Below are 18,875 nucleotides of genomic sequence, written 5' to 3' on the forward strand. Positions count from 1 at the left end.
TAGTGACGATTGACTCATCAGGATTTATATTTACATAAACTAAAGTGTCTATTGAAAATTAAGCCTTAAAAAGTAAATTTACTCTAATGGCTGTGCTCTTCCTCTTGTGCAATACCTAACCAAGTGATCGCGGCTGGTGGGAATGTAAGTTCTAGTTCACCTTCAATTTCTAAGTCTTCTAGGTGTACTTGTACCACATGTTGGGCAATTGGATCGGCTACGTAAGCAAACTGACCATTTTGCGCTACCGTCATACTAAACTTCATGCCTTCAGGCATGGTTGTTACGTCTTCATCAGTGATATCAACTTGGCCTGCTAGTTCCCAGTGCGTGTGACCGTCGTGTGCATGTGCTTCAAGCACGTTTAAAAAGCCTAGGCTGTCTAAAACTAAAAAGTGCTCGCCATTCGCTGAAAATGAGTAAGAAACCGCACTTGCACCATCGGCTAGTTGCCATTCTAATTCTTCCATTTCAGCTTCAGCAGGATTTATACTCACAATCACAGCAGGGCCGCCGCCATGACCAGACGCAACACCAATAAAGGTTTCGCTGGCTTCATGGCCGTAAATTCTACCAATACGTAAGTCACCTACTGCATCAATGTTTACTACTTTTGCAGCTTCGTATTCGTCATCATGTTGGTGAGCTAATAGCACGCCGTCACTACAGCCAAACGCTACGTAATCGTGGTTTTGCGCTGCACCGTGTAAATCAGGGCAAGTAAGCTCTAATGTTTGTTCAAGCTCATATTCACCATCATGAAAATGATAAACACCGACTCGATCAGGCAGGACTTTATTACCTGATGTGGAATCTGCATCATCACGACGAATGGTTGCTAATAAGTGATCACCACGAGGCTCTGCAACGCCGTGCATATTAATATCGTAGCTAATACCGGGTAGGGTATCAGTTGCGCTTGTAATGTCGTTATCTGTTAATACTGCAACAGATGCGGTTGTGCCTGAGTCTGCATTACCATCGTAGAATATGGCTAATTTGCCGTCATGATTTACTAAATGTGTAGGGCGACTGCCATTGGTTAGTTCGTAGTCGCTAAATGCCGGATCTTGCTTGTAATCGTGTTGGTGATCACCGTGATCCTCACTCCATAAACCGCTATCAATAAAGCTTATGTAGTCTTGGCCACGACTGGCTATTAATGCGTAACGATAGCTCGGCGATACAGATAAAGTGTTAGTATCATAAGTAAGTGTAAATTCACCCAATAGGTCGTTGTCATCGAGATCAAAAATGCTCGCGGAGTTGCTGTTGCCAGCAAGCACAGCAAGACGACCTAATGATTCGATACCATCGCCATGATCATGGCCATCATCAGGTACTTCTATTGGGTCTTTTTCAACAATGTTTGTTTCTGCATCGCCACAAGCGGTGATTAATGTACTGCTAATTGCTAGTGCAATAAGTTTTAATTTGAATAGTTTAGTCATGTTAATTTCCTTTATTTATAATTTTTTACTGCTTAAAAATAACCGCGAATACCTAGCGCAAAACTACGTCCTGGACGTGGCGCTATATTCTTTAAAAATGAGCTATGCACGCGTGCTTCGGTGTCTGTTAAATTAGTGCCACGCAGATACACGGACATATCTTGATTTAGCACTGATAAGTCATATGAAACACTGGCATCAAGCATGGTGTAACCGTCAGTAGCTGTTTCTTCTGGCGCGGTACGCTCTTGCTCTTGATAGCGAGTTACGTGAAGATTCGCACTCAGCTTACTTGTTTGATAGCTAAACTCAGTACCGAATCGAAGTGGTGGTGTACGTGGTAAATCACCACCGTCTTTAAGGCGGGCACGAACGTAATCTGAGAACAAATCAACTTTAAACTCATCGGTTAACTGCCATGCAAATTGGGCTTCAAAACCATGCAAAATTACGTCATCTGTTTTGAATAAATAAACAGGTAGCTCAGATGAATGGTCGTGTTCGTGGGCGTGATCATGGCCTTCTTCATCACCGTGGTCGTGGCCGCTTTCGGCGTATAAATCAGTGTCGATTTGATAATAATAGTTGTCTACTTGGTTGTAGAAGGCATTAAGAATGAAGCCGATATCACCTTGCGTTTTACGCAAAGTTAAATCAATATTAGTAGCTGTTTCTAGATCAATTGCTTGCTCAGATAAACCAAAGTGACCACCTTGTTGAATATCAAATAGTGCGCCAACTTCATAAGTGCCAGTGCCGATGTGAGGCCCGAATGATAATAGCTCAGATACCGAAGGGGCACGTTCAGAGCGAGATACCGATAAGCCTAAGTTGTAGCTAGGTGCGAAATCCCACACTACACCTGTTGATAAACTGACCGGGGTGAACTCTTGTTTTACGTCAAATACGCGAGTGATACTGGCGTGTTCTTCATGGCTATGATCATGATCGTCATGCCCGCCTTCTTCATCATGTGCGTGAGCGTCAATATTGGGTAGTAACACGTTGTCGGCATCAATAGTTACACGTTCAACTCGGCCACCTAATTGCACTAAAAAATCGCCAAAGTGTTTTTCTTCCATTAGCGCTACAGCAAAGCTTTGTGTGTCAGAAGGGGGAGTAAATGCTTCGGAGCCTTGTGCCTCTACATCACTTTGCTTGTAATGAAAGCTCAAACCACCATTCCACTCATTAAATGGGTTATGCATTAAATCTACGCGCAACTCATTGGTTTCATTTTTAAACGTGGTGCCAACAGCGCCGTGTTCTATCTCAGCGTGTTCATAGCTAGTGTGGCCTGCGCGCAAGTTAACTTTATTAAGCCATTTGTTATCGAGGTTATACTCGCTCAACAGCTGTACTTTAGTTTGCTCTAAGTCAGCATATACGCTTTCCTCAGCGCTGTGCTCTTCTTCGCCACCATGAGTGTGCCCAGGAATACCATATTGACGATTAAATTTCTCTACGGCTATACCAACAAAACCTTGCTCCATTAAATAGCTGGCCCCTAGGGTAAAGCCGTCGGATTCTTCATTGCTGTTTGCAACCGTATAATCACCACTGTGCTCTTCATGGTCGTCGTGGACTAATTCAGCTGCGACAGGTATTTCATAGTCGTCAGCTTCACGCCAAAACGCATCGGCATAAAATGCAAAAGAATCAGTGCCGGTAGTGGCATTAAACGAGGCGATTTTTTGATTATCAACAGAGTTGTGCTCTACATTCCACTCACCGCGAGTAGTGCTATCTGTTGGCACTCGATCATCAACTACATTAACAACACCACCAATTGCGCCGCCGCCATAAAATAGTGTTGCTGGACCGCGTAAAACTTCGATTTGTTTTGCGGTTGATGCTTCTGATGCAACGGAGTGATCAGGGCCAACGCGCGAAACATCACTGACATCTAGGCCGTTTTGAGTAATAAGTACACGAGGACCGCTTAGGCCGCGAATAATTGGCGTACTAGCTACTTTTCCATGAAAGTTGGTATTAACTCCCGGTAGCTTTTCAAGAGTATCACCTAATGTTGCAGCTTGTTGACGCCTTAACTGTTCGCCAGATAACACACTGACAGGAGACGCTGATTCCATCGCTGACATGTGAATAGGGGTGGCTTCAATGTCGATCACTTCTATTGGAGAGCGCGCTAAATTAAAATTAACAGATTGATTTTCATTGTTATTGACTGTGATATCGCGATGAAGGTGAGCATACCCAGGTGCAACAACATGAAGCTCTTTTAAGCCACTTTTTAAATCTACGATGACAAACTTACCATTTTCATCTGTGGCTACTTTTACGTCTGAGCCTTCAACTTCCACAGTGGCGTTGGTAACGACTTTACCTTGCTTGTTTAAAACAACGCCCTCGATGGTATTTGCAAGCACACTTGCAGGTAATAATGCCGCTATCAACACAGCTAATTGAGATCTTCGTTTCATTTGACTACCTTGTTGGATGTTATACCATATCAATAGTGCTTGAAATGTTATAATGTATCAAGTAAAAGTTAAAGAATGTTATTCGAAATACTTAAGATGGAGTTATAAGGAGCAAGGAATGATAGAGATAGCACCCAAACCACAGAAGTTAGTGTGGTTGATGTGAATAAACAGCAACTTAAAAAAACAATTCGGTATGCCAATACAAAGTGTGAAGCCTCGGGCAAAAAATTGACAGAAAAATGTCAACAGGTATTAGAAATTCTATTGCATGCAAGAACGCCATTATCTGCTTATGAGTTGACTGATCAGTATAACAAGGTGATGGATGCGCCTATTTTGGCGATGTCGGTTTATCGAATTTTAGATGTTTTAGAGTCTGTAGATTTGGTACATAGATTAAAGTCAGAAAATAAATTTATGGCATGCAACCATGTTGATGATGCCTGCCAGCATCAGCTTTCGATGTTTTTAATTTGCAGCTCATGTAACAAAGTGGTTGAGATGAATGATGCAAACCACAAAGTTAAGGTTTTGTTCACCCAAGTAGAGCTAATGGGATTTACACCGAGCGGGTCACAGTTAGAAATATCGGGGCTGTGTTGCCAATGCAAACCAAAGCCACTTAAAACCAATTAGAGGATACAGAATGAAACCGACTCAAAGTGTCATGGATAAGTTTGCAATAGGGCTTTCAATAATGTGCACAATTCATTGTTTTACAACACCTATTTCACTCACATTGTTACCTAGCCTTGCAGCGCTACAACTAGATAGCGAACAGTTTCATATATGGATTTTAGCGGCCGTTATTCCTACCAGTGTGCTTGCATTGAGCTTGGGTTGTAAAAAGCATAAGCGCTTTCGTTATATGGTGTCAGGCTTGATAGGCGTTATTTTAATGGTACTGGCAGTGACAGTGGGTGAGTGGCTGTTTGGTGAATTGGGTGAAAAAGGATTTACCCTCGTGGGCGCGGCTTTTATTGCTGTTGCGCATTGGTTTAATTATTGCCAGTGTTTAGCTAAAGATGATGAAGACTGTCCATGTTCTGCTAATGTATCGGAGCAAGCACATTGACTTTACCTGATGTTACATCGAAACAACTTACAACAGCTTCGTTACCTTTAAAGTGGGTGGGTATGGAGGGCATCGCTCTGCCCATCACACTTGTTGAGCAAGCTAGTTCATCTTTATCTGCTAAAGCCAATGTATTTGTCAGTTTAGATAAAGCGGATGCGAAAGGCATTCATATGTCGCGGCTATATTTGGAGTTAAAAGAGTCATTAACCAATGAACCTCTGACCATGGAAGCACTTGCCACTTTATTACAGACATTAGTGAGTTCACAAGAGGGGCTGAGTTTAGCTGCAAGGCTACAATTAGACTTTGAATTAACCATGCGTAAACCAGCACTGTTAAGCGGCCAGTTTGGTTATCAAACCTATCCGGTGAGCATTCGCTGCGAATACATTAATGAGCAGATGAACACTGAATTGTCGTTAAGCATTCCATATTCAAGCACTTGCCCTTGCTCGGCTGCGTTATCAAGACAAGCGATGAGTGATGCAATTGCCGAGCAATTTAGTGAAGAAGTTGTAGCAAAAGAGGCAGTGTTAGTGTGGATCACTTCGCAACAAGGCTCAGTTGCAACACCCCATAGTCAACGCTCATTTGCTTATTTAAAAATGCAATGGCAGCATCACACTCTGCCAAACTTTTCAGCGTTAATTGAACACTTTGAACAGGTTATTGGTACGCCAGTGCAAACGGCAGTAAAGCGCGAAGACGAGCAAGCATTTGCTAAACTAAACGCCGAAAATCTGATGTTTTGTGAAGATGCCGCAAGGCGCATAAAGCAAGCGCTGGAGAACAACAAGTTAATCTCAGATTATTGGTTTAAAGTAGAGCATCAAGAAAGTTTACATGCGCATAATGCCGTGGTTGTTGATCATAAATTTCCACATGGGTACGCAAAGCTATAGTCATAGTAGCTGTTTAACAGACATAAAAACGCCGACTTGAGTCGGCGTAATAGTATTAACAGTAAACAGTTAGCTTACTTATAAAACGCTTCGACTGTGCCTTTTACTTTCATAAGTAATGGCTGGCCGCGACGGTCTAGTGCTTTAGGTGCGGCTACTTTGATCCAACCTTCGCTGATGCAGTATTCTTCAACGTCAAAACGCTCTTTGCCATTAAGTGTAATGCCGATTTCATGCTCGAATACTTCTTCTACATAAAATTTGCTGCGTGGGTTGATCGAAAGTTGGTCTGGTAATTCTGGTTTATTTGTATCAGTCATAATTGTGGATCTGCATTGAATAGATTGTGCGCCATTGTAGGCAATACAGGCCTTAGGCTCAATATACAGATCGAAATAAATGAGCTGGCACCAACTTAATTATAACTACGAATTTAATCGCGATTGGTCACTATTATTTGGGGGAAACTATCGTACTGCTATGTTAACAGGCTTTCGTCTGATGCTGAATTTCCTATGCTTACTCGTCACACCGCTTAATTTAAATTTTACTGACAAAGTCTTCATTAATAACTCTAACTTCGCGTTGTGGGAATGGTATGGCGATATTATGGGCTTTGAGGGTTTCTAAAATAATTAGCAGCAAGTCGCCACCTACGCGATTTTTACCATCATCAATTCCCTGCATCCAAAATTCCACAAACATATTGATGCCATTATCGCCAAAGCTATCTATTTCACAGTCAGGGCGCTCTTCAAATGGTATTTCAGGGCCGCTAATAACTTGCGGGTGCTCGGCAACAGCTTGTTTAATTATTTCTACCATAGCTCTGACATCAGTGGCATATGCCACACTAAAGTCGACACGGTAACGCTGTTTCGGGTCTTTGTGAGTCCAATTGGTCAGCAGTGATGAAATAAAGGTTTCGTTAGGAACAAGTATATCTTTGCCGTCATAAGTTTCTAAAATGGCATGGCGCATTTTAAACTCTCGAACAAAGCCACTTTTGCCGTTTTCTAACTCAACAAAGTCACCAATGGTGAGTGACTTATCGAGTAAAATAATGATGCCAGAAATAAAGTTGGAGGCGATTGATTGCAACCCTAAACCAAGGCCAACACCTAGCGCACCACCAAACACAGCAAGGGCGGTGAGGTTAACACCCATAATGTTAAGCAGTAATAACGCGATGACACAAAATAAGCCAACTTCAAAGAGTTTGGTAAAGACTTCGCGGGTGCTGATATCCAGCGTTTGCTGATTACGAATAATAACTTTACCAACATTACTGGAAGCGCGACCTAACCAAAATAAAATAGCGCCAAAAAACAATACCCGAGTTAGCCCATATAAACTGACTTGAATATTGCCTAAATTAATGGAAACCGCTTCAAGGGTTTTTATAAATGCAGGTAAAAAGCCCAGTAAGTGCAGCAGCAGAACGGGCAGGCCAACTAACTTAAATAGTGCCGACATAAATGGACTGCTAACAAACTCTTTAATAATTGAGTAAGCAAACAGCAATATGGCAATGTTGAGTGCGGTATTCATTAACCACACTTGCAAGTCTACAGTGATACCAATTGCGGTAAATATCTGCAATAAAATGATTGCCACTAACGGGTAAACGACATTACTGAGTCGAAACAGCATTATATTTATTGGGTGATCGGACGCCACTTTAGTATGTTTATCAACACGCTTTCTAACAGTTTTTGAATAAATCCAGTAGGCGGCAGTATAGCTGGTGATAATCACTAGCAATTGCAAATACGTCGCTTGTTGGCTAAGCATTGATTGGATTAATAACCAAACAGACTCAAATTGTTTGGAAAAAAACTCACTATCCATAATAAATACTTTTTCGATTAAGTTAGATGCTTACTATGGCTTATAAGTCTGAAAATTTACAGAATTATTCACTATTGTTGGTTATTTGTAAAAGTGAGGCTTGTTAACTAAAATTTTGTTTGATAAGAAATATACGATGGCGAAGATATTTTTTAATGGACTTAAGTGTTTTGCTTGTTGCCTGTAGTGAGGCTGCGCCTAAAACACATGATTTTGAAAATTCACAAAGTCAATTTATAGCTTTCTGCGCATATAGCTGACTAGTTGTTTGTTAGGCTATGATACTCAGTAATACCCCTGGATCGCTAATGTTGGCTTCTTTCATGGCATCGCTAATGGCTTGCATTAGCGTAATAACCTGCTTTTCAAGCTCCATCACCATTTTGCTTTGTATTTCAATTTGCTGTTGCATAGCATCACTTTGATTATCTTTATGTTGTTTTAGCTCAGCGAGTCGTTCTTTAGCGAGCTCGAGCTGCTCTTTTAGCTTTTTTAATTGTTCAATCATTCTTTTTATATGAGCTGGAGCATTCGGCACTTCTTCTGTGGCTAGATGCTTTTCTTCACGTCCAGCAAGCTTATCTTGTTCAGTTTTCGAAAGGCGATAATGAGTTGCAGTGTCAGTCTTGCTGTAGCTTGAGTGCTCGGTGTTAATGCTGTGTGATGGTTGGCTTGTATTGATATTCATGCTTAGTTAGTTGGGATGATAGGTATGTGTATTACTATCGGCTTGGGTGCTGAATTCTTTAGCAAGCGGGATAAAATGGGGGGCGTTTTTGTGATGCTTGAGGTGGAGAAAAATTAACGGAGGCATTATAACGCCAGTATTTCATCGCAATTACTTGGCGACCAAGCTTTAGCTGCCGCTTGTTGCTGTGATAGCCAAATAAAATCAGTGTGCTCATTCGGATCTAAAGTGATGGCAATACCATCGGGTACGCAAATACTAAAAACATACTCAGTATTAATTAACGCATTGGCTTGATAGCGGTGTCGCCATGACTCTCTAATGGTATATTGATTGGTTTTTTGGTGATCGCGTATTGTTAAACCCAGCGCGCGGGCATCTATCCCTGTTTCTTCTAATAGCTCTCGATACGCTGTTGCTATAGGCGTTTCGCCTTCATCAATCCCGCCAGTGACTGATTGCCAAAAGTTAGCATCATCGGTACGTTGGATCAGTAAACAGTCTTTATTTTTTTTATAAATAACAACCAGTACAGAGAAGGGTTTACGAAGTGGTTGGTTATTTAACAAAATAGAGCCTTAAATAGCGTTTGTTGAATCAGTTTACCTAACTACGAAATGTTTAACTAGCCAGATCCCTAAACGATTACCACAAAAAGCAATCGGCAAGCTGGCAAGTGCTATTGAGTGATTCAGATCACTTGTTTTAGATCTTTAGTAGGTTGGCGTACAGCTACACCATCAACGGTGATCATCGCGCCAAAATCTTTAAGTGTGAAAATATTCATACTATAAAGTTCTATTGTTGATTAACTATGCCGTGTTTTGCGATGAATTTAGTTTATGTTCATTTTAAGAGGATGAATATTAGTTATTTTAACGTATATTATTTTAACATATATTATTTCACTTAGTAGAGTGTACTTTGTAAGGGGCTAAAATGAACAGTAAGTTGTTTTATAAAATCATACTGATAACTCTGGCTGTGATGGCTCAACCGATTAAGGCTGAGCAACATCAAGTCGTGTTTGATTCGCAATCAAGTACTCTGCTCGTGGAATTTGAGCAGCAGATCACGGGTAATGAGTTTAACGATTATTTAGTAAGCGGTAATACTGGTGACATTCTCAATGTGACTCTCACGCCTTCAAATTTAAGCAATAACTTTAATATTTTCCCTGTAGATAGTAGTGACGCTGTATTTATTGGCTCAATTGAAGGGCATTATGCAAAGTATCAACTTGGTAAAGATGGTGATTATATTGTGCGAGTTTACTTAATGCGTAATGCGGCTCGGCGTGATGAAACAAGTAGTTACAAGCTCACCATTATAAAACATGTGGATGACAATATACCCGCAAAAACCATGCACCCAAGCTGGGATAGTGATGGTGATGGGGTAAATGATTGTGAGAATGATGGCAGTTGTGACCACACTATAGATTACAGCAAAGCGCGGCCACAAAAGAATCAGTAATTAGTCTAGCTTTACCGGGCCATTGATATTGTCGATGCTCAAATCACCAGAGCCATCGTCAATAATGGTTAAGCCTTTGGCGTGATTAACACGAATACTGCCAGAGCCATCCTCAATAGTGACTAGGCCATTTACATGTTCAACATAAATATCACCTGATTCATCTTCAATGTTGATATAACTGCCTAACTTTTTAGCAGAGATACTGCCGGAATTATCGTCAATATCTACGCTGCCAGTGATATTGGTAAGGATTATATCACCGGAGTCATCTTCAATAGTCACATTGCCAGCAATGTTACGCGCAGTAATACCGCCAGAGTCATCACTGATCTCGACATTTCCAGTAATATTTTGCAGGTCTATATCGCCGGAGTCGTCATCAATAGTGACGTGATGACCTTGATCAATACGAATGCTCCCTGAGTCATCATCGATATTAATATTACCTTGCACACCAGCAATATTGATATCACCGGAATCATCATCAATATCTAAATTAAATGAACTTGGCACAGTAATAATTAAATCAATACTAGGTGAATTGCCTTGGTACACCACCATACCTGATGGGTTATAGTTTTTGGCGACTAATATTGCTTTGTCGCCTTTTTGTTCAAGAGTTAGCGTATAAGGGTCATCATTTTTTGCTGAATAAATCGTTGCATCTACAGTGATTTCAGTTGCAGTGTTTGAGCCAATGACTTTAAGCGAGCCGGCTTCAGCCTCAATATCGAGTTGTTGTAATTGTGCGGCTGATATTGAGCGTTGCTGCTGTTGCTGCATATTGGCTGATGAGGTTGAGACATGCACAATACAGCCACTGAGTAGTAGTAAGCTGGTGGCGATAGGTAGTGATTTAGTTAGTAAAGACAGAGATTTATTTGTCATTTTAGCGCACTCGTTTTTAGTTAGACATTCCATATACGCTAGTAATAGCAAAAACGAAGCCAAAATTTAAGTGTTTGTTTTATATTTGGTTTTATTTTGTTGATAAAACTTACTGACTATAAAGTAGTGTATCGCGCTAACGAGTAGTGAAAATGAAAGTGGTTAGCAAGCGCTAACCACTCGGTTATAAGTTAATTACTCTGGCGCTACATCTAAGGTAGTAAATAATGAATAACGTACGCTATCGATACCTTTTTCAGTTGAACCTTCGCTCACACTTGCTTCAATCAGGTATAGTCCAGGGTGTTGCCATGTGTTAGTGAAAAAGCCGTTTTTATCTGTGGTTACTTTAACTTCGCCACGTTCGTTACGATAACGTGTATCACCTTTTAAGATGGCAAGTTCTATGTTGGCAGCAGGTTTACCGTCTTTTAATAACTGAAAACGCGCCTCTTCTCCAACAAATAAATCATTAGGATGAGTCGGGCCGCTTATCTCTAAGCCTTGACCAAGAAGTGCCGGCTTAGACGTACCATTACGACTCACGAATGTATCAACTGTAGAGAATGCTTTTGTGGTTTTAATATCAGTTGCGCCAACGGGAATATCTTTGCTGTCTTTAGGGCCAAATACGCGGCCGCGTTCGCCTTTGGCATCTTTATAAAAAGTCATGATGCGTGGCTCGCGCTTCATTGCGATGTGGTAAGTACCTTCACTTGCTAATTTTACTGCCGCTGAATTTTTACGTTGTAAAAAGTAGGCACGGATTTGGTCGCTAACAGGTTTGCCGTCTGGGCCGATTGCTATGATCAGGTTATCATCATACTCAGCGCCTTTTTCTTTTGGGCGATAAGCTTTATCTGGGGCAAAAATTTCGTTAGAAATACTGGCGTCGATCATCACATAATGTGCTTTATCACCAGATAACGAAGTATGTGATGGCACTAACCATTGTGCATGTGCGTTTGCGTAACTTGATGTAAGTGCAGTGAAAGTAAGTGCGCCGATAAATGCGCTTTTAAGTAAATTGATTTTCATAGTCTTTCCTTATTTAAATTGTTTTAGCTGCTACATTTACTGACTTTTAATAGTGACGAAGCTCTGTGAAAATTCATTGGTGCCATCGATGGTGATCTTGCCGTCTTTATTTAGATCGAGTTCTACACGGGTGTAATCTCGACCACCTTCTTCACGGACTACTTCTAAATTAAGTAAGTATTTGCCCGCAGCGACGGCATTGCCTTCTAAATCTTTTCCATCCCAATTAATGGTGTAGCTACCAGGGCGTTTGGTGGCACCCGTTACACCATCAAAATTGGCGCTGCTTTTACCAGCTTTACGCCACCATTGGCGTAAGTCTTTAAACCATTCTGCTTTTTCAACCCATAAGGCAACCGTGGTTACATGCTTACGCTCTGGGGTTTCTAGCCAAACCGCGACATAAGGTCGATGGTAAGGTTGTACGTCTAGATCAGGTAGGGTTAGTTCTATTTCAAGTTCAGCGGCTTTTGCGTTAGGTTGAAATAAAGCCGCTGTAAATAAAACAACAGCACTAATTAAGGTATTAAGTTTTAGCATTAAGACACTCCTTTTAGTTGCGGAACCCAGCATAAATAAATGACTGCTGGTGTTGCGACCCCAAGCACTGTTAGCCATATTCCTGCTAAGCGTTTTTTTCTATTTTGAAATAAAATAATCATTCCGGTGATTGCAAAAAAAATCATTAACACGGCTGAAATATCAATCACCCAGCTCCATGCTTCACCGCTATGACGGCCTTTATGTAAATCGCCAATTAAGCTTAAAAAGCCGCCGGTTTGGTATTCGAGATTCAGTTCGCCACTAATGAAATCAAGCTCTGCGAAGGCAAAACCTGCAGGTAGTGGGTAGTCGAGCATCACGAGAGCATCTTCTTTTTCCCAGTCGATACTTTTTACTTTAGTTAAGCCGTGTTCAGTTGCTAGGTAGGCTTCTATTTGTGGGTATAAAGAGGGGAGCATGTCTCGATTTTCTGTCGCGTGTGTTATTAGCTCCGCAGGTAGTTTCACGGTCAGCATGCCATCACTTTTATCGCCCTCAAGCCAATTTACATGGTTAAGAACAATGCCGCTAACGCAAAATAGGATCAGTAAAAACAGCAATGCTGTTGATAAGTAAATATGTAATGCACGGCTGGTGCTATATAAAGTTCGTTTATTTATTAACGGCATAAATAATGTAGTTGCTTGCAATAATTATCATATGGTAATCATTTGCATTAGCTATAACAACGTTATTTACGAACTTTACATTTATACAGTCCTGATGGGAATGTAACAGCTTGTACTCAGTTATTGCTAACAGAGTTGTGATTAATGAACTTATAAGGGGGCAAACTCTTAAACCAGCCCCCTAATTACAGGCAGATTTTAAATATTAAAAGTAATAACCAATATTAATATTAAAGCGACGCTCTGTTTCATCACTATCGCCAGCGACAGAGCCGCCAACAAATGCTTGGTTTCTGGCATGCACTAAATCAAAGTAAGTAAACAAACCACCAGCGGCAACAGATACCCCGGTAACATTCATCCAGGTATCGGCAGTGTCATCAGACTTGTTATAAATCATACTGTAGTCATTATAAAATTGCAGGTTACTTACTGGGCCCCACTCAACAGGGACGCTGTAAGCGACATTAAAGCTGCTAGTGGTCGCATCGGCTGCGATTGAGTCATAAAACGCATAAGCTCCTACTGCAATGCGGTTGGTGTCATCAATGTTGTAGTCATATTCACCATGTTGTAGCTGAATATTCCAGTTATTGATATTACTGTTTACATGCAGTGCCCATGCGTTGTAGCTTCCTGCGCGGTCTTGCCCGTCATGTAAGCCACCGGCTAAGCCAGAAATACCCACTTCTGTGGTCATTCCTTTGCCGTGTTCAAAGTAATAGGCGTAGCGGCCGGTAAAGGTATTATACTCACCAAGCCCTTTGCTCGGTTCGGCATAAATACCCTCGTCGACGGTGCGACTACCAACAATATCGTACGAATAGCGATGACTGCGATCTTCTACATAACCATCGACACCACCGAGTTCATCATTTTTGAAAAAGCCTAAATCGAGCTGCCAGTTATCAGCTACTTTACGTTTAAACATCACGCCTAAATCATGATCGTCTTCTAAACCAACATAATAGTTGGCACTAAAAAAATAATTATGGGAGTTATAAGGGTCATTTCCAAACGGTATTTTTGTGATACCGACCTGTACTTGCCAGTCGTCAGTAAGCTGATAGCCAGCCCATGCCGATTTTATCGCGGTCATGTAATCAAAAATACGGATTTCACCACCAATTAATACACCACCTATGTCGCCTGATACATCTAAACGGAAAATATCAAAATCAAAATCGCCCCCTCGATTTTTATTACCGTCATCGTAAGAGGTGTGGCTGTAGTTGGTTCGAATTGCGCCCCCAAACTTCACCCCAGATAGGGCCGTTTCAGTACTGCCTTGTGCTTGCTTAGCAATAACGTCGTTTTGCTGTTTAAGCTGTTGGTTAACTTTTGCTTGTTTGGTTTTTTCAGCGGCTAGTTGCTGCTGTAGTTGCTGCATTTGTTGCTGCATTTGATTAAGTTGAGCTTGCATCGCTTCAATGTCAGAAGCGTATGAGGTGCTTGTTGTTGCGCCTAACATAGTTGCGAAAGCTAACTTTGATAGTTTAAGCATGGTAAATCACTATTCTAAGTATGAGTATGTATAGGATAGACTAATTGTACCTTTAACCCAAGTTAAGCAGCCATGCGTTATTGGGTAATGATTTGTTTAATATAATCTTTATGAGCGAGTTATTCTGCGACTTTTCCTTCAGCAGCACGAGTGAGTACGCCAACTTCTAGCAAAGGAGCTGCGTCAATACTTTGTGCGTCCATCATAGTTGCAATACGCTGCATTGATGACAGTAGTAGGCTTTGTTCCCATTCTTCTAACGCTGTGAACTGCTCAATAAAGTGCTCTTGCAAAGGTTGTGGCGCTGCTAACAATATAGATTTACCACTTTGCGTTAAATATAGGCTTACTCGTCGCTTATCTAACTGGCTACGAACACGCGTCACTAAATCGCGGTTTTCTAAGCGATCTAAGATATTGGTTACAGTTGCAGGACTCAGGTTTACATTTTGGGCAATACGGCTAGCGGTAATACCGTCTGTTTGGGCTACTTCGGTCATAATTAATAGCTGTGGACCGGTGAGGCCTGAGATTTTATTTAATTGCTTAGAATGTAGGTCGATCGCGCGGATCACTTTACGTAAAGAAACCAATAGTTCGTCATATTTTTTCATTTTTATCTCATTCACAGATGGATTACGGTCAAGGCGCGAGCGCAATCAATAAATATTACACATCTAATAAATAGAGTTCAAATAGATGAGGTTGATTTTTACTGTATTATTGGCTTTACAGTGAGCGATAGCTGTTTTTTGTTTGTTTTGAGTTGAAATTAAATTTGATTCATTTACTTATTATTTAATTAAACTTTTTTGGTGCTGATCTTACTTATAAGTCGTGACAGAGTGAAAAATTATAAATTTGATATAAAAACTCTCTAAATAATATTTACTAATCGGTTGGGGATTGGGTAAGGTGAGATAGGTTTTTCATTTTTATGGGACGTATAATGAAGTTATCTCCATCTGTAAGCATCGAACAAACTGACACTGGCTTAGAATATATCAATGTTGCAAGCGAGCAGCTTTGCAGTGCTAAAATTTTTCTACAAGGTGCACAACTCACCGAATTCAAGCCAACTGGCAAAAAGCCACTAATTTGGGTATCAAGCGAAGAAGATTACCAAGAAGGTAAAAGCATACGCGGTGGCATTCCTATTTGTTGGCCATGGTTTGGTGTCAATCAAAATCCTGAGTGGCCAATTCACGGTGTAGCACGTACAAGCTTGTGGCGAGCAGATGAAATTGCAGAGCAAGACGATGAAATACGTGTTAGCTTAACCCTGCCGATGACCCAAGTTGATGAAACCTACTGGCCACACAAATCAAAGTTAAAGGTTGAATTTATACTAACTAATCAGCTTGAAGTGCGTTTAACAACCACGAATTTAAGTAACCAAACGATTACTTTCACGCAAGCGCTGCACACTTATTTTCCAACCCCTGCGATTGAAGAAACTCAAGTGGATGGCCTGCAAGGTTCTAAATATATTGAGTTTAGCGAAGGCCCGTTTGATCAAGATGGACTAGTTGGTTTTGCTCGTGAAACCGATATGGTTTATACCCAAGCATCAGCTATCCAACGAATTATTACTCCGGATGGAATTATTGAAGTCGGCCGTGAAAACTCCAGCTCTTGTGTGCTGTGGAACCCGTGGATTGATAAGTCAAAGCGTTTATCAAATTTTGCTGATGATGAATACCATACAATGTTGTGCCTTGAAGCGTCAAATGTAATGGATGATAGTGCGATTGTAGCGCCAGGCGAAAGTCATACCTTAACGACGACCATTTGCTGGGTATAATATAGGGCCGCAGCTTTGCTATAAATCAAAGCCAGCGTATCAAATCGTTGGCTTGTTAAGGAAAAAAAGTGTTCGAAAACCACCAATTAGACGTCTTACCCCAACATCAAAAAATAGTCTATAAACCACTGGCAGATAAAGCGTTGCTGCACGCTCAGCTTAACTGGCTGCTGTTTTATCTACCATTAACTGCAATATTAGGCGCAGTTTTCTTTTTTAATCAGGACTTTGCAGCACTGGCACAAACGAGCTTACTGATTGGTTTAGCAATTATTCTAGTTATATCGCTAGCTTATAACGTTGTCAGTATGCGACTTAAAGGAATTGCTATGCGTGAGCATGATATAGCTTATCGCAAAGGCGTTATTTGGCAGCAGGTGACGATTTTACCTTTCTCACGAGTGCAACACACAGAAATACATCGTGGCCCTTTGGAGCGAAAACTGGGCTTGGCTAGCTTGCGTTTGTACAGTGCTGGCGGAATGAGCGCCGATCTCAACATTAGTGGTTTAAACCATGATGATTGTAAAAATATCCGTCAGTATATTCAAAAGTACACTGAAGCAAGACAACTATCTAACAATACCAGCAATCAAGCCGGTGATAGTGTATTAGCTACTGATGAGTCGTTAAATGGATAATTTGAAATGGCAGCGTGTTTCGTCTTGGTCACTGGTTTATTTTATCGTGCATTTTGCTTTGCGATTTGTCAAAGACGGTGTATTTAACTTACTACCTATTATGGTTGTGTTTGTTACGCAGGTTGAAAATAAGTGGTTTTGGGGGCAAGTAGCATTAGCGGTAGCGATTATTAGCTTGTTAATTTATTCATTTTTTTACTATATTAATTTTCGCTTTTGCATTACTGATGAGCATGAAATATTACTCAATAAAGGGGTGTTTAAAAAAGAGCGTTTAACCTTGAACTTTTTGCGAGTGCAGAATGTTAATATTGCCGAACCGTTTTATTTTAAGCCTCTGGGTTTGGTTAACTGTATTTTTGATGCCGCTGGCAGCACTAGCCAAGAGGCAGTATTACCTGGGGTTACATCGCTATATGCAGAGCAAATGCGCGAGCGAGTATTGGCTTATAAAGAAACCCAACAACAAACTGCAGCTAAGCAGCAACCAGAAGATACACATAGCAACGAACCACAACAATGTTTGGTGCTGAGCAATAAAGAAGTTGCAAAATTTGGCTTGATGTCGAATATGGCTATTTTGGCATTAGCAGCGCTTGCGCCTTTTATGAATGTAGTGCTGGAGTTTTTAGAAAAAGCGGTGATCAATCGCCTAGAATCATTTTATCAGCAAGAAGTGGGCGCCTTGGTTGATGCTGCAGCACTCGCTGTGTTTTCAATACTTGTGCTTGTTGTGTTGGTTGCCGTTTTATTATCGGTATTAATGTCATTAATCCGCTTTTATAACTTTCAGCTGTACTTTCAGGCCGGAAAATTTAAACGCATTGCTGGATTATTAGAGCGTCATCAGTTGTCGGTGAGTCTTGATAAAGTACAATCGCTGCTGATTAAGCAAAACCTAATTGCACGACTACTTAAACGTTATACCGTGCAGTGCTTGCAAGCAACCAGCGGCGGCTTTAGCGCGGGCGCAAAAAGCAAACAAAGCTTAGTGATGCCAGTGCTTTCACTTGAGCAAGTAAAACAAGTTTGTCAGTGGGTACATCCTTGGCTTAATTTAAACGGCGATGATTTTAAAGCACTCAACTTTAAAGGCGTTGAAAAAGCGTTACTGATCAAAAATCTATGCTTTTATGCTTTGTTACCGAGCGCTTTAATTGCATTTATGGGCTATGCAGGACAAGGTTACAGTCCCTTGTATAGCTTGCTTTGTGCTGTATTACTAAGTTCCTTGGTGTACTTATCATATCGACGATACGGTTATTATTTTTATCAATATCAAGGGCGATATTACGCAGTGTTTCGCTGTGGCATGATAAGTGTGCACTATCGAATGTTTGAACTATATAAAGCGCAAAGCACACGCGCAGTAAGCACTTATTTTATGCGGAAAAGTGGTTTGAAGAGCTTGTCTATACAACTCGCTGCGGGCACAGCGACTATGCCTTATATCAAAGCAGAGCAAGCCGATGAAATTATCAACTTTATTTTGTGCCAAGCCGAATCTAATCAACGAAGTTGGATGTGAAATGCAATTGCAAATAATTATCAATTGCGTTGATATATTTTCAATTCACACTATAATCAATGGCATCTTATCTCATTTAATGTAGAGGTTATGATGACATTACTACTGTGTTTAATTGCTTTTTTTTGTGTATTGCTATTAATGTTTAACGTGCGCAGTTGCTCTAAACACTCACTAGGGTGTATTCGTTGTGGTGTATTTGTTGTTGGTAGCTTAGTCACTGCTGCAATGTATTATGCAGGAATAGGAGTATTACGCGCAGTGCTGATATTTATAGTATCAATTTTTATTGTTAGTCTATTAATTACCTTAGTGCAGCCACTTGAGCTTGATTAGTAAAAAGCTGTACACGTTTTTTTACATTTTTATGCTCTCCTTTTGTTCTTATCTGTGGTCATAATAAT

At 40.7% G+C, this 18,875-nt stretch carries 20 protein-coding genes; 8 read left to right on the top strand and 12 right to left on the bottom strand.

Translation table 11 applies throughout. The features are described 5' to 3' along the window. Positions 1 to 83 precede the first annotated feature (83 nt). Complete coding sequence (locus tag J7338_RS18980) at positions 84 to 1,451, bottom strand: 5-methyltetrahydrofolate--homocysteine methyltransferase (protein WP_210798548.1); 1,368 nt, start codon at positions 1,449 to 1,451, stop codon at positions 84 to 86. A 32-nt stretch (positions 1,452 to 1,483) separates the two neighbouring features. Further along, the gene (locus J7338_RS18985; RefSeq protein ID WP_210798549.1) at positions 1,484 to 3,895 is read right to left on the bottom strand and encodes a TonB-dependent receptor; all 2,412 of its coding nucleotides are present in this window, start codon (positions 3,893 to 3,895) and stop codon (positions 1,484 to 1,486) included. A gap of 162 nt (positions 3,896 to 4,057) precedes the next feature. Here J7338_RS18985 and J7338_RS18990 point away from each other — a divergent pair, with 162 nt between their 5' ends. The 3 genes from J7338_RS18990 to folE2 are packed head-to-tail and all read left to right on the top strand — an operon-like array spanning position 4,058 to position 5,878. Next, positions 4,058 to 4,534 (top strand): Fur family transcriptional regulator, encoded by a 477-nt coding sequence (locus J7338_RS18990; RefSeq protein ID WP_210798550.1) that lies wholly within the window; start codon positions 4,058 to 4,060, stop codon positions 4,532 to 4,534. Positions 4,535 to 4,544: 10 nt separating this feature from the next. Next, complete coding sequence (locus J7338_RS18995) at positions 4,545 to 4,973, top strand: MerC domain-containing protein (RefSeq protein ID WP_210798551.1); 429 nt, start codon at positions 4,545 to 4,547, stop codon at positions 4,971 to 4,973. Further along, complete coding sequence (folE2, locus tag J7338_RS19000; protein WP_210798552.1) at positions 4,970 to 5,878, top strand: GTP cyclohydrolase FolE2; 909 nt, start codon at positions 4,970 to 4,972, stop codon at positions 5,876 to 5,878. Before J7338_RS18995 ends, folE2 begins: the two co-directional genes overlap by 4 nt. A 74-nt stretch (positions 5,879 to 5,952) precedes the next feature. Here the strand turns inward: folE2 and J7338_RS19005 are convergent, their stop codons facing one another. The 4 genes from J7338_RS19005 to nudB all read right to left on the bottom strand — a co-directional run bounded on the left by J7338_RS19005 (position 5,953) and on the right by nudB (position 8,986). Next, positions 5,953 to 6,198, bottom strand: coding sequence for a DUF3297 family protein (locus J7338_RS19005; protein ID WP_149982278.1), 246 nt, complete (start codon positions 6,196 to 6,198; stop codon positions 5,953 to 5,955). A 220-nt stretch (positions 6,199 to 6,418) separates the two neighbouring features. Beyond that, positions 6,419 to 7,729 carry a mechanosensitive ion channel family protein gene (locus J7338_RS19010; protein WP_210798553.1) on the bottom strand — a complete coding sequence of 437 codons (1,311 nt, stop codon included), beginning with the start codon at positions 7,727 to 7,729 and terminating at the stop codon, positions 6,419 to 6,421. A 271-nt stretch (positions 7,730 to 8,000) separates the two neighbouring features. Further along, the gene (locus tag J7338_RS19015; protein WP_210798554.1) at positions 8,001 to 8,417 is read right to left on the bottom strand and encodes a hypothetical protein; all 417 of its coding nucleotides are present in this window, start codon (positions 8,415 to 8,417) and stop codon (positions 8,001 to 8,003) included. 125 nt (positions 8,418 to 8,542) lie between these two features. Continuing rightward, entirely contained in the window at positions 8,543 to 8,986 is a 444-nt protein-coding gene (gene nudB / locus J7338_RS19020) for a dihydroneopterin triphosphate diphosphatase (protein ID WP_210798555.1), read from the bottom strand. A 370-nt stretch (positions 8,987 to 9,356) separates the two neighbouring features. Between nudB and J7338_RS19025 the strand changes: the two genes are divergently transcribed. Beyond that, positions 9,357 to 9,893 carry a hypothetical protein gene (locus tag J7338_RS19025; RefSeq protein ID WP_210798556.1) on the top strand — a complete coding sequence of 179 codons (537 nt, stop codon included), beginning with the start codon at positions 9,357 to 9,359 and terminating at the stop codon, positions 9,891 to 9,893. Here J7338_RS19025 and J7338_RS19030 read toward each other — a convergent pair whose 3' ends face one another. The 6 genes from J7338_RS19030 to J7338_RS19055 form a co-directional block, all read right to left on the bottom strand. Then, a complete protein-coding gene (locus J7338_RS19030; RefSeq protein ID WP_210798557.1) occupies positions 9,894 to 10,784 on the bottom strand; it encodes a DUF4097 family beta strand repeat-containing protein in 891 nt (296 codons plus the stop codon). Between the two features lie 195 nt (positions 10,785 to 10,979). Next, positions 10,980 to 11,822, bottom strand: a complete 843-nt coding sequence (locus J7338_RS19035) for a DUF4198 domain-containing protein (protein ID WP_210798558.1) — start codon at positions 11,820 to 11,822, stop codon at positions 10,980 to 10,982. Between the two features lie 36 nt (positions 11,823 to 11,858). Beyond that, positions 11,859 to 12,362, bottom strand: coding sequence for a DUF2271 domain-containing protein (locus J7338_RS19040; protein WP_210798559.1), 504 nt, complete (start codon positions 12,360 to 12,362; stop codon positions 11,859 to 11,861). Next, positions 12,362 to 12,994, bottom strand: a complete 633-nt coding sequence (locus J7338_RS19045) for a PepSY-associated TM helix domain-containing protein (RefSeq protein WP_210798560.1) — start codon at positions 12,992 to 12,994, stop codon at positions 12,362 to 12,364. The genes J7338_RS19040 and J7338_RS19045 overlap by 1 nt, the downstream gene beginning before the upstream one ends. Positions 12,995 to 13,199: 205 nt before the next feature. Further along, positions 13,200 to 14,498, bottom strand: a complete 1,299-nt coding sequence (locus J7338_RS19050) for a porin (protein WP_210798561.1) — start codon at positions 14,496 to 14,498, stop codon at positions 13,200 to 13,202. Between the two features lie 119 nt (positions 14,499 to 14,617). Further along, positions 14,618 to 15,112 carry a MarR family winged helix-turn-helix transcriptional regulator gene (locus tag J7338_RS19055; RefSeq protein WP_210798562.1) on the bottom strand — a complete coding sequence of 165 codons (495 nt, stop codon included), beginning with the start codon at positions 15,110 to 15,112 and terminating at the stop codon, positions 14,618 to 14,620. Positions 15,113 to 15,447: 335 nt separating this feature from the next. Between J7338_RS19055 and J7338_RS19060 the strand changes: the two genes are divergently transcribed. The 4 genes from J7338_RS19060 to J7338_RS19075 all read left to right on the top strand — a co-directional run bounded on the left by J7338_RS19060 (position 15,448) and on the right by J7338_RS19075 (position 18,807). Further along, on the top strand, positions 15,448 to 16,302 hold the full coding sequence (locus tag J7338_RS19060) for a D-hexose-6-phosphate mutarotase (RefSeq protein ID WP_210798563.1): 855 nt from the start codon (positions 15,448 to 15,450) through the stop codon (positions 16,300 to 16,302). Positions 16,303 to 16,370: 68 nt separating this feature from the next. After that, positions 16,371 to 16,943, top strand: a complete 573-nt coding sequence (locus tag J7338_RS19065; protein WP_210798564.1) for a PH domain-containing protein — start codon at positions 16,371 to 16,373, stop codon at positions 16,941 to 16,943. Continuing rightward, positions 16,936 to 18,471 (top strand): PH domain-containing protein, encoded by a 1,536-nt coding sequence (locus J7338_RS19070; protein WP_210798565.1) that lies wholly within the window; start codon positions 16,936 to 16,938, stop codon positions 18,469 to 18,471. Before J7338_RS19065 ends, J7338_RS19070 begins: the two co-directional genes overlap by 8 nt. 90 nt (positions 18,472 to 18,561) lie before the next feature. Beyond that, a complete protein-coding gene (locus J7338_RS19075; RefSeq protein WP_210798566.1) occupies positions 18,562 to 18,807 on the top strand; it encodes a hypothetical protein in 246 nt (81 codons plus the stop codon). The last annotated feature ends 68 nt before the right edge of the window (positions 18,808 to 18,875 follow it).

Source organism: Pseudoalteromonas ostreae, assembly GCF_018069805.1.
In the GTDB taxonomy this organism is placed as follows: domain Bacteria; phylum Pseudomonadota; class Gammaproteobacteria; order Enterobacterales; family Alteromonadaceae; genus Pseudoalteromonas; species Pseudoalteromonas ostreae.

What these genes read in the sequence shown, in the direction of transcription:
- J7338_RS19030 (WP_210798557.1), bottom strand. Translation starts at nt 10,784, where the DNA reads ATGACAAATAAATCTCTGTCTTTACTAACTAAATCACTACCTATCGCC.
- J7338_RS19015 (WP_210798554.1), bottom strand. Translation starts at nt 8,417, where the DNA reads ATGAATATCAATACAAGCCAACCATCACACAGCATTAACACCGAGCAC.
- J7338_RS19060 (WP_210798563.1), top strand. Translation starts at nt 15,448, where the DNA reads ATGAAGTTATCTCCATCTGTAAGCATCGAACAAACTGACACTGGCTTA.
- J7338_RS18980 (WP_210798548.1), bottom strand. Translation starts at nt 1,451, where the DNA reads ATGACTAAACTATTCAAATTAAAACTTATTGCACTAGCAATTAGCAGT.
- J7338_RS19070 (WP_210798565.1), top strand. Translation starts at nt 16,936, where the DNA reads ATGGATAATTTGAAATGGCAGCGTGTTTCGTCTTGGTCACTGGTTTAT.
- J7338_RS19055 (WP_210798562.1), bottom strand. Translation starts at nt 15,112, where the DNA reads ATGAAAAAATATGACGAACTATTGGTTTCTTTACGTAAAGTGATCCGC.
- J7338_RS19075 (WP_210798566.1), top strand. Translation starts at nt 18,562, where the DNA reads ATGATGACATTACTACTGTGTTTAATTGCTTTTTTTTGTGTATTGCTA.
- J7338_RS19040 (WP_210798559.1), bottom strand. Translation starts at nt 12,362, where the DNA reads ATGCTAAAACTTAATACCTTAATTAGTGCTGTTGTTTTATTTACAGCG.
- J7338_RS19010 (WP_210798553.1), bottom strand. Translation starts at nt 7,729, where the DNA reads ATGGATAGTGAGTTTTTTTCCAAACAATTTGAGTCTGTTTGGTTATTA.
- J7338_RS19025 (WP_210798556.1), top strand. Translation starts at nt 9,357, where the DNA reads ATGAACAGTAAGTTGTTTTATAAAATCATACTGATAACTCTGGCTGTG.
- J7338_RS19005 (WP_149982278.1), bottom strand. Translation starts at nt 6,198, where the DNA reads ATGACTGATACAAATAAACCAGAATTACCAGACCAACTTTCGATCAAC.
- J7338_RS19035 (WP_210798558.1), bottom strand. Translation starts at nt 11,822, where the DNA reads ATGAAAATCAATTTACTTAAAAGCGCATTTATCGGCGCACTTACTTTC.
- J7338_RS18995 (WP_210798551.1), top strand. Translation starts at nt 4,545, where the DNA reads ATGAAACCGACTCAAAGTGTCATGGATAAGTTTGCAATAGGGCTTTCA.
- J7338_RS18985 (WP_210798549.1), bottom strand. Translation starts at nt 3,895, where the DNA reads ATGAAACGAAGATCTCAATTAGCTGTGTTGATAGCGGCATTATTACCT.
- J7338_RS19045 (WP_210798560.1), bottom strand. Translation starts at nt 12,994, where the DNA reads ATGCCGTTAATAAATAAACGAACTTTATATAGCACCAGCCGTGCATTA.
- J7338_RS19050 (WP_210798561.1), bottom strand. Translation starts at nt 14,498, where the DNA reads ATGCTTAAACTATCAAAGTTAGCTTTCGCAACTATGTTAGGCGCAACA.